The organism is Bacillus sp. C1 (assembly GCF_054570475.1).
This window is the reverse complement of record NZ_JBTMZT010000002.1, coordinates 699,715-716,531: the sequence shown is the minus strand read 5'-3', so window position 1 is coordinate 716,531 and position 16,817 is coordinate 699,715. Positions and strand designations below refer to the sequence as shown.

18 protein-coding genes and 1 tRNA gene are annotated in these 16,817 nt (G+C 33.1%); 4 read left to right on the top strand and 15 right to left on the bottom strand.

Going from position 1 to position 16,817, the window contains the following annotated elements; genetic code table 11:
• Positions 1-80 precede the first annotated feature (80 nt).
• The gene (locus ACX5JI_RS10140) at positions 81-2,471 is read right to left on the bottom strand and encodes an immune inhibitor A domain-containing protein (RefSeq protein ID WP_459500908.1); all 2,391 of its coding nucleotides are present in this window, start codon (positions 2,469-2,471) and stop codon (positions 81-83) included.
• Between the two features lie 377 nt (positions 2,472-2,848).
• On the opposite strand from ACX5JI_RS10140, the gene ACX5JI_RS10135 reads away from it, so the two are divergent.
• Positions 2,849-2,980, top strand: a complete 132-nt coding sequence (locus tag ACX5JI_RS10135) for an anti-repressor SinI family protein (protein WP_459500907.1) — start codon at positions 2,849-2,851, stop codon at positions 2,978-2,980.
• A 90-nt stretch (positions 2,981-3,070) separates the two neighbouring features.
• Entirely contained in the window at positions 3,071-3,394 is a 324-nt protein-coding gene (locus ACX5JI_RS10130; protein WP_459500906.1) for a helix-turn-helix domain-containing protein, read from the top strand.
• 102 nt (positions 3,395-3,496) lie between these two features.
• Here the strand turns inward: ACX5JI_RS10130 and calY are convergent, their stop codons facing one another.
• The 7 genes from calY to ACX5JI_RS10095 all read right to left on the bottom strand — a co-directional run bounded on the left by calY (position 3,497) and on the right by ACX5JI_RS10095 (position 9,305).
• Entirely contained in the window at positions 3,497-4,090 is a 594-nt protein-coding gene (gene calY / locus ACX5JI_RS10125) for a biofilm matrix protein CalY (RefSeq protein ID WP_459500905.1), read from the bottom strand.
• 231 nt (positions 4,091-4,321) lie between these two features.
• Positions 4,322-4,984: a TasA family protein gene (locus ACX5JI_RS10120; RefSeq protein ID WP_459500904.1), complete on the bottom strand. Its 663-nt coding sequence runs from the start codon at positions 4,982-4,984 to the stop codon at positions 4,322-4,324.
• 232 nt (positions 4,985-5,216) lie between these two features.
• Positions 5,217-6,002 carry a DUF4047 domain-containing protein gene (locus ACX5JI_RS10115; RefSeq protein WP_459500903.1) on the bottom strand — a complete coding sequence of 262 codons (786 nt, stop codon included), beginning with the start codon at positions 6,000-6,002 and terminating at the stop codon, positions 5,217-5,219.
• A gap of 292 nt (positions 6,003-6,294) precedes the next feature.
• Entirely contained in the window at positions 6,295-6,882 is a 588-nt protein-coding gene (locus ACX5JI_RS10110) for a TasA family protein (protein WP_459500902.1), read from the bottom strand.
• A gap of 61 nt (positions 6,883-6,943) precedes the next feature.
• Positions 6,944-7,519 carry a signal peptidase I SipW gene (sipW, locus tag ACX5JI_RS10105; RefSeq protein ID WP_459500901.1) on the bottom strand — a complete coding sequence of 192 codons (576 nt, stop codon included), beginning with the start codon at positions 7,517-7,519 and terminating at the stop codon, positions 6,944-6,946.
• A gap of 135 nt (positions 7,520-7,654) precedes the next feature.
• Positions 7,655-8,923, bottom strand: coding sequence for a D-alanyl-D-alanine carboxypeptidase family protein (locus ACX5JI_RS10100; RefSeq protein ID WP_459500900.1), 1,269 nt, complete (start codon positions 8,921-8,923; stop codon positions 7,655-7,657).
• 154 nt (positions 8,924-9,077) lie between these two features.
• Positions 9,078-9,305, bottom strand: coding sequence for a hypothetical protein (locus ACX5JI_RS10095; RefSeq protein ID WP_459500899.1), 228 nt, complete (start codon positions 9,303-9,305; stop codon positions 9,078-9,080).
• 272 nt (positions 9,306-9,577) lie between these two features.
• Here ACX5JI_RS10095 and ACX5JI_RS10090 point away from each other — a divergent pair, with 272 nt between their 5' ends.
• Both ACX5JI_RS10090 and ACX5JI_RS10085 read left to right on the top strand, forming a co-directional pair.
• Positions 9,578-10,036, top strand: a complete 459-nt coding sequence (locus tag ACX5JI_RS10090; RefSeq protein ID WP_459500898.1) for an epimerase — start codon at positions 9,578-9,580, stop codon at positions 10,034-10,036.
• Positions 10,037-10,312: 276 nt separating this feature from the next.
• Positions 10,313-10,385: transfer RNA gene (locus ACX5JI_RS10085), tRNA-Val, on the top strand.
• Between the two features lie 136 nt (positions 10,386-10,521).
• Here the strand turns inward: ACX5JI_RS10085 and ACX5JI_RS10080 are convergent.
• The 7 genes from ACX5JI_RS10080 to ACX5JI_RS10050 form a co-directional block, all read right to left on the bottom strand.
• Complete coding sequence (locus ACX5JI_RS10080; RefSeq protein ID WP_098290823.1) at positions 10,522-10,827, bottom strand: hypothetical protein; 306 nt, start codon at positions 10,825-10,827, stop codon at positions 10,522-10,524.
• Between the two features lie 268 nt (positions 10,828-11,095).
• Positions 11,096-11,839 (bottom strand): DUF4145 domain-containing protein, encoded by a 744-nt coding sequence (locus tag ACX5JI_RS10075; protein ID WP_459500897.1) that lies wholly within the window; start codon positions 11,837-11,839, stop codon positions 11,096-11,098.
• Positions 11,840-12,114: 275 nt separating this feature from the next.
• Positions 12,115-12,711, bottom strand: a complete 597-nt coding sequence (locus ACX5JI_RS10070) for a hypothetical protein (protein WP_098290819.1) — start codon at positions 12,709-12,711, stop codon at positions 12,115-12,117.
• 953 nt (positions 12,712-13,664) lie between these two features.
• The gene (locus ACX5JI_RS10065; RefSeq protein ID WP_179879508.1) at positions 13,665-13,841 is read right to left on the bottom strand and encodes a hypothetical protein; all 177 of its coding nucleotides are present in this window, start codon (positions 13,839-13,841) and stop codon (positions 13,665-13,667) included.
• A gap of 170 nt (positions 13,842-14,011) precedes the next feature.
• A complete protein-coding gene (locus tag ACX5JI_RS10060) occupies positions 14,012-14,176 on the bottom strand; it encodes a hypothetical protein (protein WP_179879507.1) in 165 nt (54 codons plus the stop codon).
• Positions 14,177-14,215: 39 nt separating this feature from the next.
• Complete coding sequence (locus tag ACX5JI_RS10055; RefSeq protein ID WP_098290817.1) at positions 14,216-14,896, bottom strand: YecA family protein; 681 nt, start codon at positions 14,894-14,896, stop codon at positions 14,216-14,218.
• A 333-nt stretch (positions 14,897-15,229) separates the two neighbouring features.
• Positions 15,230-16,759: an RNA-dependent RNA polymerase family protein gene (locus tag ACX5JI_RS10050; RefSeq protein WP_098290815.1), complete on the bottom strand. Its 1,530-nt coding sequence runs from the start codon at positions 16,757-16,759 to the stop codon at positions 15,230-15,232.
• Between the last annotated feature and the right edge of the window lie 58 nt (positions 16,760-16,817).

The window sequence follows — 16,817 nt, the reverse complement described above, 5'->3', positions numbered from 1 at the left end:
TGAGTTTATTATTCATTTGAACTACATTTGCTCATAAAAAAAAGCTATTGAAAGGAAACCCTTCAACAGCTTTTTCATCATTAACGATATAAGCGAACTGCACCTGCAGACTTATCATCCGATTGGCCAACCACTTCAAATTTCAAACCAAGCTTCGGTAAGATACGTCCTGCATCTGGAATTTGTTTGTTAATATAAGCTTTCGAATCGTCGAATTTCGCAACACCTGGTAGTCCATTGTATTCAAATGTTCCACGAGTTGGTGATACGACTTTCCATGCTGGTGTTTGATCGAAAGAGAACGCCGCATCAGCAATTTGATAACGTGTACTATCTTTAAATGTTGGCTTGCCGTTTAACGTTCCTGCAATTGCTTCAGGATGAGAATCAACTACACCAAGGAACCCATACCCTGGATGTACGCCAACCCAGTTATCTGTATAGCTTGAATCTGCATACCATACAACCATACCTGTGTTATATACTGGACCGCGAGCATATTTTAATGCTTCATCAGCACCAGCGTAGTTTCTCCACTCCACATAATAGTTATGGTCCTTCTTCTCAAGTCCATTTGAAACAACGAAGCCGTCTAACTTAAACTGCGTATCGCCTTCTGCATCATCAGAGAATACAACATTACCATCTACTGTTAATGCTGCATTATCAAGCGTAAAGCCATTTAATGCTAAACCACCATCCGTTACATATTCAAATACAAGTTTCACTTTTTTACCTTTAAATTGGCTTAAATCATAAGATTTATCTACCCAGTTTCCAAGCGTTGTATCTGCACCATCTTTGACATTTTTATTACCAATTGTATCGATTAATGTTTTCGATCCATCTTCAGCTACCGCATGTACTTCTAAGAAATCATAATTTGTTTCAATTTCATACAACGATTTGTAATCAAATTTTGCATTTGTTGCATTTGTTAAATCAAATAAAGGCGTTTCTAATGTCGTATGTAAATCATCGCCTTTTGTACTATAGTAGTACTTCTTACCAAATGCAGGCTCAATTCCTTTTACCTCTTTCTCTGGTAAGTTGACACGAATCATACCTGGTCGATCTGTTTTTGTTACACTTTGATCTAAGTATGTTGCATAACCAATTCCTCGGTTTAACTTATCGTAATCTACTTCCACAATATTTGCCCAGTTTCCACCAATTGTTTTTTGGAAGTATTCTTTGTTTTGCGGAGAGAAACTTGTTGGTGTCGTTCCAGCAATATTACCAGCCCAGCTACCACCACTCATAATAGACCATGACTGAACTGGCTCACCGCCACCAGAATATTTTGTATCATATTCATCTGGAAGACCTAAATCATGACCGTATTCATGTGCGAATACACCAACTGCACCGTCTTCTGGTTCAATTGTGTAGTCAAATGCTGCCATTTTACCGCCCCAATACGGAACTTTTGCTTCTGTTCCTTCAATTGGGAATGGTTTTTGACCAACTGTCCAGCGATGTGACCAAATTGCATCGTCTCCTAATTTACCGCCGCCAGCTTCTTGCCCCACACCAGCGTGAATGACCATTAAGTGGTCGATCAAACCATCTGCTTGATTTTGATTGCCATCACCATTTACATCATATTGATCAAATTGATCAAATTCTGATAAATCAAGACCGCTATCTACCGCTGCTTTTAACGCATCCTTAATTAAGTCACGAGGTCCTAATGGGCCTTTATTATCATGGCCGCCATCTCCAGCATCTGCACCGTAATCAGATGCTTTACCTGGAACTGTTAACCACTTTGTAACGGTTCCATCTACTGTATAGCTACCGCCAGATTGTTCTTCATAATATTTTTTAAATGTTTCAATGTTTGTCCCATCTTCTAATTGAAATGGTTCGTCACCAAATAACATTTTTTGATAATGTTCTTGGTTAAAATCACTAGAATACATATAACCAGGTTCTTTATCAATATTGTTATGCTTGTAATCAGCATACTCTACAAGCAATACAAGTACTTTATCTTTACGGACTTCCCCGTTATACTCTTTTGCTTGTGCAGGAGTCGTTGGCACTTTACCATTTAATGCGCCTTTAGCAGGAACTCCCCCGTTCCCATTTCCATTTGCTGGTTTTTCTAATTTTTCTTTCGCATCTGCTTTTGCATCCTTCACTTTCTTCAAGAAATCAGATGCGTCTTTTGTAACAGAATCCCCAGTTGCTTCTTCTTTTCCGGGCTTGTCACCCTTCTTTTTCTCTACATACTTTTCAACTGCTTTCTTTGTCTCTTCTTTTGAAGCAGATGGATCAATTACTCCACGTTTTTTCAGTGCTTCAGCTAGACGCTCTTCTGGAATTAAATGATCATCAATTGGGCTTGTTGCTACTTTTTTTACAGGTGTTTCTGCATAAACAGATTGACCAGCAGCGCCAAATGAGCTACCAAGAACAGCTGTTACAGCAAGTGCCGATAACACTTTAAATGGTTTCTTTTTCATCCCTATTTCCTCCCCTAATAAATACTAATACTAATGCTAATATTTAGATAATAATAAAAATTCAGTAATTTTTCAATATTTTGTTTTAATTTGTGTTATTTTGTAACTTTTGTAATCTTTTTGTAATTTTTGATAATTTCAACAAAAAATATTTCTCAATATATCAGTTATTTCTGAACATATTGATAAGTTTTGATAAAACTATTACAATTTCCTTATGAAATGACAAAATAAAAAAATTTCATTGGTTTCACTTACAAAATATACAATAAATTAACATTATTTTTACCAAATTAACTTTTTTAAATATTATAATACATTTAAAAGGTTGTTATTTTGTACGATTCTTTACAATTAACATGAGGGAGGAATACACTTTGTACAAAGAAAAGGCAGATACGCTAGATCAGGATTGGATTGATTTAATGCTCGAAGCTTTAGATGCTGGAATTGCTATTCAAGATATTGAACAATTTTTCCAACGTATGAATCAATCTACTAGAAACTAGCGGCGTAGCAGGGGCGTTCTTTTTAACGAAATTTGTGTTATAATAATGACATCATAAGCCGACTACATACTTATAGAAAGGTGCGCAAAGATGATAGGAGAACGTATAAAACGCCTTCGATTGCAAAGAGGAATTTCTTTAACAGAACTTGCTGAAAAAGCAGGGGTTGCAAAGTCTTACATCAGTTCCATTGAACGTAATTTGCAAAAGAACCCCTCCATTCAATTTCTTGAAAAAGTTGCAAAAGTTTTGCAAGTACCAGTAGACACGCTCCTTCATGATGAAACAACACCCGAAAACCAACTGGATTCGGAATGGACACATCTCGTTAAAGAAGCCATGAACTCTGGTGTCTCAAAAGAGCAATTCCGCGAATTTTTAGAGTTTACAAAATGGAAGAAAAACCAGCAATAATATATATATATACGAAATAGAGTGCATACTGGGGAGCACTCTATTTTTATTGACGAAAAAAGCGGGGATCCCCCGCTTTTTCAAGTGTTATTGTCTTACTTATTACTTCTCTTCGCCCTCGGTTTGGTTTGCATTAAATGTCCATTCTAAGTTTAATGCATCGCCTTGGAATTTATTTTGATCTTCTTTATTGTCTTCAAACTCAAATTGTACCCATAGGTAGTCTTCTGTTCCAGCTTCTAAACCACCTTTTTCACCCCATTCTGGAGCAAAGATGTCTTTTGCTAAAACATCTGGATCCGCATTCTGTAAATCTGCTAAAGTTGTTTCATACACAGGCTCACTTTGCTTATCCCAGTTCCAAAGGAATTTCACTTTAATATGCTTACCGAAATCTTCCCCAGCGTTATCGCCTTTCGCATCTGTAACAGCATACTTCGTTGCTAATTTCACATCTTTAATTGCTAACGTACCACTGTTCTTTAATAAGAACTCTTTCTTAACAGTATCCCCTGGTTTTAGGTCCTTAATATCTACAATTGTTTTAGGGTCCAAAGTAAGATCTAATGTACCCGCTGCAAACGTATTGTTCGATACTTCTTTGTCACTAAAGTAAGCGAATGTTCCCCCACCAATTAAAGATAAACCTAATGCTGCTGAAGCGACACCCATACCTAATTTTTTCTTTAAACTCACTTTAAATTCCCCCTAGCGGTTTTTTATTGTTATCTCTTAATTGTAGGATAAGAGGTATAACGAATAGAACGACTGTTAGCCTTCTATAGCCAACGTTATGTACAATACCCCTGAATTCTCCTGTTCTTTAAAAAGATACCATAAGTTCATTATAAAGAACGAAGCGGTATAATTGCAACCATTAAATAATATTAATTTTACGAATTCAAAAACGATTCTCTTTTTATAGATTTAATCCTTCTTATACTTCATTTGCATATTCCTTTTATAAAAATAAAGTCCACAGCCTACTAAACCAATCCCTATCAAGGGCATGCTATTTTGCTGCGCACCTGTACGTGGCAGCTGCCAGTTACTATTAGAATGTGTGGGTGTAGAAGGTTGAGGGCCACCTGTTCCCGTCTCTGTTCCCGCCCCATTTCCAATTGGCTCTTCCGCATAAAAAATAAATTTCACTATTGTTTGTAAACCTTGATACTCATTTCCTAACTCTTTCGGAACATGTACCGTGTAGATAAGTTCATCGGTTCTACCAACTGCCAGTAGACGCTTCTCCATACTTTGAAGTTCTGTTAAACTCCCTTCATATAACAGACCTTGCTTATCTTTTACAGTGACCGTAAGAGCCTCATATAATTTTGTAGACCCTTCTGAAATCTCACTCTTTATACGATAGGATAGTTGCTTTGTCCCTTCATTACTAATACGTATACTTCGTTTCGCCCAATCTCCTGGCTTCATATTGGAAGCATCAAATAGTACTTCTTTTGGATCAAGGCTTATATCTATTTCTCGCCGCTCCTCCGCATACACTTGGTCAATATTTCTTGTAACCCCAATGAATAATACAAAAATCAGACATGTACTCATAATAAATAACCACTTCTTATTCATATGCATCCCTCATATAACACGAATTGCTATGAAAAAAGGCAGGACCTTCCACCTTTTTTCTATCCATTCGATTATTTTTCTGATTCTTCGTTCTGCTTTACATATTCATTTTAGCTCAAGCTTAGTGCCTTGAAATTGCGTTTTTGGTCATTGTTGAAATCTTACTGTTACTGATGACTGAACTACATTTTTCATGTAAACCCCTGCACTTCTAGGCGATATGACTACAAAATTAGCGGTTTTCCTGTACAACGCTTGCGTCTTGTTGCTGCACTTCTTCCTTATTCTCTTTTTGTTGTTGTAATACCGGATTGTTTTTTTCCGTTTTTTCAGCTTGATTAAGCTGTTCTTGTGTAGATTGTAAAGGTTGCTTTATTTCTTCTTGTTTGCTTGACTCTTGTTGCTTAGAAGAAGGTATCACTTGTTCCTGCTCTGCTTGTTCAGATTTGTTAGTCGTATTATTCGTCTGTTTCGTTTTTTCATCTTCTATTTTCTTTTGTATGTTGAAAATAAACTCTTCTATTTTTGGTACCGATATGTTTTGATCCATATTATCCGTAATGTTCTTCACTGTCGTAAAACCAGCTTGTACATACTGAAGTACTTCCTTACTGGAATCGCTATTATTTACGCTTACATTTTCTACTGATTGCTTATAATAGCTTTCTGTTTCTACATATATGCGCTGCAAAGCTTCACGTTCTACTTTCACTTGTTCAACCTGTTTTCGCAATTCGTTCACTTTTTGCTCCAGCATTTCCACAGAATCAGTATTTACTTCCTTATTCATTCCTTCATTTAGCTTTAAAATAACACTCTCACGCTGCTTCGCTTCCTTCACCATCGTATCAATCGTTTTTGGGAAGACAATCGCTGTTGAAACAGTGGAATGTATTTTTGTCTCATTTACAAAAGTAGCCTCCGTATACGTAACGACTTGTGATCCCATATAGAAAGCTACCGAACACATACAAGATAACATAAGCATCTTTTTGATTTTTTTTGATGATTTCAGCATTCCAACCTCTCCCATTACTCGCACCATACTCTTTATAAAGAATAGAGTGCGAAAATCATAGAAACTTTTTATGTTTTGTGACTTATAACTTTTCGTATACTCTATAAATCCATTTTGTTTTTTTAACATACTAGCAAACAAAAACGGTTCTTCACTTATTTCCTCTTTTTGCTTTTAGGCTCCCATCGCTTCTATGCATGGCCAGATACTCTCGCCCAACTAAAATTGTTTTTTTGAGGAAAGTCATACATATAGTAGAATAGGCTATCAAATTGATAGCCTATTTATATAATCATTTCTCTACACCAGACGTTTGCTGCGCATCAAATGTCCATTTCAATTCAAGTGTATCTCCCTGGAATTGATTTTGATTTTTTCCATTATCTACAAACTCAAATTTCACTTTAAACTTATCTTTGTTTCCTGCTTTTATACCTTTTTCATCTAATTGTTCAGCAAGCGCATCATTATTCACTGGTACAGATGGTTTGCCTCCTAATTCAGATAGTTTCTTTTCCTTTATAATGTTATGACCTTTATCCGTATTCTTTAAGATTGTTACTTTAATATGACTGCCGAAATCTTCAGTATTATCACCTTTCGCATCTTTCACAGTATATTCCGAGTATAATAATACTTTTTCAATATCTAACGTTCCGCTGTTTACCAATTCAAAATCACGTGTGATTGTATCACCAGGCTTAAGATTATTAACATTAATAATTGCTGTTGGATTGGTCGTTAAATCAAGTATACCAGCTGCAAAAGTATTACTTGAGACTTCTTTATCGCTAAAATATGCAAATGTTCCTCCTCCGATTAAGGCTGCCCCCATAACCGCTGATGCAATTCCCATTCCTATTTTTCTCTTTAAAGTCATGTCCATATCCCCCAGTACTATCTATATATTTATAATTTCCAAAATGGAAAAAATAACGAAATTACACAGATTGTCCTACATCTGTAGCTTTCTTTTTCTTTTCGTTATCAATACTACGGATTGCACTAAAAATAGAAATTGCAGAATACCCAAGTAGAAATATACCTGGAATAATTAAAAGCAAAGCTGCCCCTGCTTTTGAATTCGCATAGTTTAACAAATATCCCACATATGGAACTGTAATATCTCCATATTTCCCAATAACGTTTTCTGCTAAGACTGGTTTTAAATCCGGGCCATTATTATTGTCCCCTTTTGTTTCATACATCACTTTCCCATTGGCATTTTTCACATCAATAATACGGTGCGTTACAATTTTGTTCTCACTTTCTTTAAAAGTAATCACATCACCTTTTTGATATTTAGATCCGTCTTTCGTTGGCTCGATCGCAATAATTGATCCTGTTAAAAAAGTTGGCTCCATTGATCCAGATAGCACGGTTTTAAAATTATATCCCATTACAGTCGGATCCCCGCCGCTTGCTTTTGATGAAATTACAATAAACGCTAAGCAAACCATTACCGCAAATAACACAAATGAGATGACGTTACTTATAATCTTCCAAACTAGTTTCATCTGTATCTCCTCCTCTTTAGTATATATATGCACGTAAAAACTAGGATATCCTAAGGTGTTCTTAAAAGAGAACTTAAATCAATACTATAATGAACGAACAGAAAACGCAATAAAAAATAGGCAATTGATCATTGCCTATTTCGCTTCTGAAGCTGCGTTCTTTTTAGCTTGTCTTACCATATATAAACCGATTATCACAAAGGTAATAATTCCAGCTCCAATGCTTATCATCCACCCAAAAGGATAAGTAGGTTTAGCTGGCTTTATATTTTTTTTCGGCATGGCAAATGTAACATCTTCTTTAGAAAGAACATTAATGTGTTCAATCGTTTGATTATTTTTCATCACATCAACTGTTCCAATGACATCCCCGCGATGAATCCCTTTTTGATATAACTGTTCTGCATCAAGCGAATTTGCTCGAAAGCTTGTTTTTACATTTTTCCCTTCATCTTTCTTCAGCACCAATTCCGCATTTTTTTCAAGTTCACAATCTATATCTTTCTCTAAATATGTTGCTTTCTGATGCCAATTATTTTTATCTACGACAATTTGTTTCTCAAATTGCGAAAAAGAATGATCCGCAATTTGCCGCATATCTTCGTAAATTTCTGGTTTTTGTGATGCCATCACAACATTGACAATGCGGTTACCATCTTTCTCATTTAATAAAACAAGTGTATTATGCGCTTCATTCGTAAAACCTGTTTTCCCGCCAATACTATATGGATTTTCAAAATAAGTCGCCTTATTAAAAATCGAAACCGTTTGTCTAGATGTTGTAACCGTCGTCCGTTTCGTATTCATCGCTTGTAAAATCTCAGGGTATTTCTGAATCCCTCTTGTAATCATTGCCATATCATATGCCGTCGTATAATGATTCGGATCATGCAAACCATTTGGCGTTATAAAATGACTCTCCTTTACCCCTAGCTGCTTCGCTTTCTCATTCATCATCTTCGCAAAGTTCTCTATATTGCCGCCAATTTTTTCACCAATCGCATACGCAACATCATTCGCACTTAATACCATTAACACCATTAACGCTGTATCACGATTGACTGTTTCCCCTACTTGAAACTCAAGCTGATAATTACTCTTTTCCTGATCTAATGCCGGTTGTGAGAACGTGAATTGATCGTCTTTCTTCGCATGCTCCATTAATAAAATTGCAGTCAATACTTTCGTCATACTTGCTGGAAATGCGCGCTGATATGCATTTTTGTCGTACAAAACATCCCCTGTTTTTGCATCAATAGAAACAGCAAACTGACCAAATACATGCGGCCCCGGTCCTGAGGGCGGCACTGACCCAGCATTCGTTTCAGCATACAACGTCATAGGCGTTAAAAAGAATACACACATCGCCATCACAAAAACCAAAATCTTCTTACAATTCAACATATGACTCTCCCTTTTCTATTTTCTTTCACTCTATATACTAATTCTACCAATCTAACATAGAATTGGAATTGAAATGGAAAATCAATTACCACATTTCACTATATCATAATTTTACAAGGAAAGACATAATTATGCGGATAAAAATAAGAAGGACTCACTCTTGCTTATCCTTCTCATCCACTAGTAAATCTATTAAATTATTTCCTGCTTCTTCTTCCGTAATCTCATCCGTCATTCCCATAAAAGACCAACCCTTTGCATCTACCCATTCAATGAACTCATCTAAAAACTCATCATGAGACACATCAACATCAAGAATCGCCCCATTAATTGAAATCGTTCTATTCTTAGGCACACGCAGTTTGAAAGTTTTTCTGACCATTGTATATACCTCTTTAATAAAAATAGTTTATAAATCTATTTCCTATTTCTGTTATACCTTATTTCCATGAATTTGTAAAAAGAATATCCTACCAAACATAAATATAAAGCTTACCATATTACTGTATATAGTCGTCATAAACACTAGCTCTCAATCAAAACAATCAATACATTTTCTGAATAAAAAATAATATGAAATCAATCCATTTAATATGATATTATGGATTAATTTCTTTCAGAAATTATGATTCATACTAATATATAGGAGCATTTATGAACAATCAAAATAATAATGAAACACCCAATAAAATAGCTGTCTTGGTTATAATTTCAGGCTTATTTTTACCCATTTTCCTTCCTGCATTTTTAATGTTAGCATTAGGAAAATGGATGCCAGATGAAATTATGTATCCAGGAATCATGTCATTATTCATTTTATCCATTGAATTATTTATCATCGCAGCCATTTTCACAAAGATTTTAAACATGTGTGAATTGACCGAGGAAAAGCTCGACGAATTAGGATTTTTAGGCTTTACCATTTCAGTAGCTACATCGTTCCTTGCTACGTATGTAGGATACTTTGGACTCGCAAAGATCAAATTAACTTCCGTTCAATTATCGCCTCATGGCATTTTAATTGTAGCGATTGTTTCTACTATTATTTTAACTATTTTATTACAGGTACTGGAACGGTTTGATGATTTAGGTGAACAAAGCGAAAATAAATAGATTTTCATTCAAGAAGGTACACTTTAAAAACAAAGTATACCTTTTTATTGTATAAAAATATCTACATTAATAATTAATAAATACACTGTCTTGCTAAGAGACGGAAAATCAATCCATTTTCATGATTGATTCATCTTCTTGTAAACTATATAAATACGCAATTCTACCAAATCCTATTTTAAAGATTGTAATGAAAAACTATTGTAAGATGCTACTTATTTTTGTATAATTGACCTTACAGAATTATCAGATATATCAAAATCAACATTTTATCATGATCCTGTAGCTCAGCAGGGAGAGCGCCACCTTGACAGGGTGGAGGTCGTGAGTTCGAGCCTCTCCGGGGTCATACTGAAAACCCTTGATAAACAAGGGTTTTCCTTATGTATAACAGCTATCTAAAAATGCTGAAACAGTCCTTTTGGGGCAGAAATGGGGCAGAAAATATTTTTTAAATGCTTTTTATTCAGCGCTTCAATAAAATTTCACCTACGTCCTCTCATTTTTCGCTGATTTTTTTGAAGTATATTTTTTATAATGCCATGTAACTCATCTATAATTTCACCTTGTAATATCTCTGTCACATCATTACTATTCAACTTTCTCGGTCCTCTAACACCTTGGATTCTATGGCCTTTTTCGTTCAATTTAACAGCTACGTTTGCAATATTGTTATCTAAAGCATACTCATATATTGCCTCTGTCTCTAAAGACGTCACCTCATAGTTTGAAACCAATTCAATAAAATGACTCCACTTTTCAACTAAATCTTTTGCTTGCTGTAAATTCACCTTTCCCCTCTCCTATCACTTTTAATTTATAGAGTGCATGTTTATCACTCAATCACTAAAAACATTAACAAATCTATACAATAATATTAAGAATTATGCATCTCACAAACCTAAAACTTAGGATTTCTTAGTAATTTTGCAATAAAAAGAGGGACTCTTATTTATGAGAACCCCTTAAATGCACTCTGTATTTAATTATTAGAGTACAATACAAACAAAATATACAAGTTAATTAAAGTGTATCTTAAAAAGACAAACTATTGTTATCTCACTTTTCAATCTTAGTATGCGGTATCTCATAAATGCTATAAAGCATGTGCTCAATAATTTTTAAAGCCTGTGCGATAGTCTCTGGACTATAGGTAATCATTTCGTGTGCTGCATAGTTTCCCATACCTCTAACTTGGTGTAAAACACCTTTATGCGATTCTATAATATATTGTTGTTTATGTAACTCTTCAATTTTTTCATGAAGAGAAAGATTTCTCATTTCAGGATTACCACTTTTATCGAACTGCAGTTCTTTATTTTTAATTTTTTGTATTTGTACAATTCCCTTCTCTTTACATATCCCTTCCAACAGCATTCTAATTCCCATACTACAAAGTAAAAACATTTCTTTACGATATGCCTCTATTACTTCTTCACGTAAATCAAAAATAAAATCAGGGATATTATTGAATTCATAGATACTTTTATACTCTAAATATAAACCTTTTGTTTCTTCTTTAGGTTCCTCAGGATATACCGTATACTCCTCATAACTCTCCCAATTACCATCGTATCCTATTTTCAACATATCTTCATCACAATATGCCCTCAAAAAGGATACTTCATCACACCCCAAACACTGCACTATAGAATAACTATCCCTATATTGAAAATCCTGAGATTCTTCTGGCGTGGCTAACTTAATATACTCTAATTTCTTCCCTTCGTTGTTCTGTACATGCATGTGGTTTGTTTTCTTTTTACAACTATAACAATATAACTGTTGATCAATTCTTTCCATTTCTTCTCTCCTACTAAATATTATTTTTGCACTCTAAAATACTCAAGATAAAACTCTTTCATTTAGAGTTTGCTATAACAAACTGATTCTTTTAAGCCTTCAGTATCCATCTTAACATTGAATATGTTTAAACTATCATTAATTCCTTTATAAACAAAATGTCAAGTTTTGTTAGGTTTCTTGAAAGCACTATAATAAGCCGAATATAATTATCTACAAAAAATGTATTTTCCATTAACGCTTTTGTTTAACATTCTACCCTTCAAACCTAAATATCATTTTTCGTTTATTCTTTCCCACTCATCAACAAATAATTTTCTTTTTACTGGATCATTAGTAGTAACTACATTAAATCCTAATTTTTGCATTCCTCTTAATCTCTCTTTAGAAATATTTAAATGAGCATGCAAATCCTCCAAACGTTCATCACTCATTGGAACTTTTCTCAAGTGATAAAAGAAAGATTTTATAGTATCCTCATCTTCCTTTTGATATTTTCGAGTATTTTTAAAATATCCATCTTTTTCATAATTACACATAACATAAGGGGTCTCACGAATAGCTTTTCCCACTTCTTCATAAAATACACTCAATTGATCGTCTACTAAAATATCTTCTAAGATTCCTTTAGGGACATTTTCTAAATACCTTTCGTTAAATACACCACCATCCAGATTAGGGTTAAAACTTTTCAAATAATAATCAGGTTTAAAAATAAGAATTAAAGATAGCGCCGGAATATCTTTATCATAACAATCAAAGTATGCATTGATTGTCGTATTTGAAACTTTAAAAGAATATTTTATACAGGCGGATCGATTTCTTAAACCAGCTTTTTGGTATTCTTGTATTAAAAAATCCAACAATGACATTTCAACATCTCCTTAAAACGATTTTCAATATTATACCATGGAAATATATAACACAAAAATCAATTCTCGTATTCTACTTTTTATGCTATAAGTCCCATTGATTTTTTAATTTATTCACAAGTACCATAGCCTTTCCACTATCCTTATTTATATCTGGATGAAATTCTCTTGCTAATACTCGATAGAATTTTTTAAGCAGCTTCTGTTCTTCCTCTGTGTAGTTACTCAATGAAGCTGATTGGTTACTACCACTTTGGGATAATGCTTTTAAACCATTATCCCAAAGATGATTTATATATTAACAATCGCATCTCTCCACTATAACTACTGGTTAGAGTGGAATCGAAGTTCAGTTCGTTTATTTTGTAAAACTCAATGTAGTACTACATAAAAAGGGTGCAGTACTACATTGAAATGTTGCACGCAATCCATGCCTTATATGTCTGAAAAGCAACATACTTATATTTTGAGTTTGTTTTGCAAAAGGAGCGAATGGTAACATTTCTTTTGTGAACGGTAATATTACTATTAAAATGTTTCACATTTTAATGAATTGATTTTGCTTTACATTCCAATAATCTCACTTCAATTCCCTTTAATATCAAGAAATTAAAGACATTAAATTAAGTGATTTTTATTTTGTACAACATTACCATAAAATCCTTATCATTTCTTATCAATAGTAACAGTCAACATACATATATTGAGTTCGTTTGTTTTGTAAAATTCTATGTAATACTACGCAAAAAGGGTGCAGCACTACAATGAGTACTACATATAAAAAGGTGCATTATATAGGTTAAAGTAACATTTTAGGCATTCAAATTTGTTTTGCGAAGAGAACGCTCCTTTTAGTAATGGTAACGTTACTTTTAAAACGTTCCATAAAACAAGCTTATTCTAATGGAGTAACGCAGGAGTACTCTATAAAAGTACTCCATTAATCTTTTATCTTACAATGGTAATTGAATCTGATTATTAATATTCTGCCACCACTGCTCTTCCTTGATGTATTTTTTTGCACACTGAATATTTTTACAATAAACCCCAAATTTAGCAGCTGATAATTTTTTAACTTCGGCTACATGTCCACATTCTTTGCAACGAGTCTTTGTCTTTTTATTTAACATATATCAATCACCTCTAATTTTCTTTTATAGAAAAGTAACCATTACAAGTGATAATGTCAATACAAAGTAAACAGCTATCCATACATAAGATTTGTCACAGATTTTAAAGAGAAAAAGAGTAACTTTACACTACCCCTCTATAAGATGACTATTATAATTTATTTTCACCTTTAGTAAAGATCTTCTGCTGCTGGCTCATCGTAACTACGATAAGAATCTTCAATTCTCTTATTACAGTCGCTACAATAATCCCAATAACCCCATTCCCCTGGTTCAGAGAAAATACTACTATTTTTTTCACAATTACAAAATTCTTGTTCTTTTTCAGTAATCATAACGCACCATCCTTAATTCATTATTTTGCACTGGAAATTTCACGAAGACATAACACATCTTTGGAATCTATCTTCATAATACTTAGCTTTTAGTTCATCGATCTTTAAAGTAAGCCCAATTCTTTCTGCAATTTCTATCGTTTCTCCCCAAAGCCCATTTTTGTGATTAGGCCAATTCTTCATGTATTCCCCTAAATTCATTTTTGTTAATTGTTTGAAATTATTATCAATAGATTCTCGATTGGATGGAACCCCAAAAGAAATATTAGTTACCGCTCCATCTTCTAAGTCAATTCCTTTAAAAATAGGAGTCGATATTTCAATATACGGATTAACATCATGTTGAAATGGCGAATGAGAACGATATAGTCCTACATCATAAGGAAATCCATCTAAAGTAATCCACGAATGACAAAATGGAAAAGGTATTTTTGAAGAATTAGTAAATCCAATTTCTAAATTCGGCTTAAATCCTTGCTCTTTAAGTAAAATATATAAAATACTTGAAAGTGCATGACAAGCTCCAATCCATTGCTTTCTCATAGCATGATTAAAAACAGCGAAATATGTTTCCACCAATCTCTCGTTATTAGGAATTTCTGATGATAATTGAAGTGCTCTTTGTTTCCAAATATCTACAGGCTTTTGAATTTTATCGATACAGCATTTCTTATATTTCCGTCCACTTCCACAAGGACATGGTTCATTACGTTCATACATATTGTTTTATTCCTTCCTTAGCTATATTTTACATAATAGAGTGTATTAAACTTAGACACTCGTGAAGGTGTATTTTCTTGTGGTACCTTTTTCTAATCTATGAGTTGTATTAAATTTGAACAATTTCTTCTTAGGTGTCCAATTTGTCCAATAAACAACAGGTCCATTGAGTGAAAATACAGGTGAAAAGTATAGTAAATATTTGTTTGAAATAAAGATTGATCAAAATGGATTCTTTTCTATTTCTGAATGAACTTTCTGTTTTATAAAAAAGTTTAATTATTTTAATAATCATATTTCACAACCAACAAATTAATTTTATATATCCGTATATTAATCTTCAAAGTTCTCCTCACTTTCCTCTATTCTCAATGCTAAGTAATCTTCAATTTCATCAAGAACATCAGGAATGTCTCTGATTATAGGAAGCTCTGATAATATATTTTCCTTGTAAAAATTCATATAAGAATTTTTTTGTTTCTCCTTTTTTGCCCTTTTAGGAATTAAATATTTAACAATACTGCTTTCTAAATCAACTTGTAAATCATCAGAATACAATATTAGATGATAATTTTGAAACCAGTATTGTTCATCAACCTTTTCTTTTAACTTATCAATTTCCTCTTTTTCGAAGTACCCATCTTTTAGGTAATATGAAATTAATATTTGATTGTTTGTTTCGATTACTCTACTTCTATTTTCTATCAATACATCTGTAAAACCAAATATTTTTATTGCGTAATAAAAATATAATTGCTCTTCATTAAATGATGTTTTAAGTGCTTCTCTATATCTAACTTGGAAAAATTTAAGAAATTTATTCTTATCAAAATTGCTCATAGCATTAAATTTATCCACCGTATACAACATAGTCTCGGGAGATAAATTAAGAAGAAAACATAGTTGGTGGTAATCATAATCCTTAACTTGATATTGCTCAAGGTCTAGCTCTCTAAAATATTTCGTCTTAAAAAAATTATTTATAAAGACTTTCTTAAGTTTATCATCCTCCAATTTTGACACTCTAAAAACAAGTTGGTTAATAAAATATAGCTTGTTATCCTCTCTTTCTTTGTCGAATCTTACATTACAATGGGCAATTAATTTTTTCCAGTACCTTGCAACTAAGTTGTAATTATTGAAAGATTCATATGTCCAAACTTCTTTTTTGTTATCATTTCTTTCTAATTCATATTTTTCCAACACTTTATCAAAAATCTTTATTACTTCATCAGTATCATTCTTATTACAGAAAAAGTAAAAATCATCAGAGAAATAGGAGAACTCGCAGTCAATCCTCGAATTTCTAATTTCTTCTTCAATGTCATTACTGATATTCTTCAAGTTACTTTCTGCGAAATATAATGACAAGTAATTCCCCATTATTAATCCATTTGTTTTTCCTTGATTCATATTGGATAGGAATCGTTCTTCATGTTCCTCAAAGTCTATTAAATGGGTATATATCCTTCCGTAGTATTCCTTTATATCCATTTTAAGCAGCTGGTCATATACGCATAATCTGTTAAAATCATCTTCTAATTGTCTATCGTATTCTCCTGATACAAAATCTCCAGTATCAATATTTGCAGATAAGCGTTTATGTAAAGGATCTAAATTTTGAATGGTATCAAAATTTGATAAATCCTTAAAATGTTCATAAGCAACTACAAAGTTTAAAATATTCGGCATTTTAAGGGTGCGATACGTATCTTCTTGTTTTTTAACTCTAAAATTAAAAGGTTCCACCCAGATCAGTTTACTAATATCAAATGAGGATATATCTGTTGGTAATTTAAGTATATCAATATCAAGAAAATGCTTAACTGCATTTTTAAAATTATATAAATTATTAAGTTTCATTTTTTTCCTCCTAACAATGTGAATCATCATTTCAGCTAAACCTTTATATATATTATTG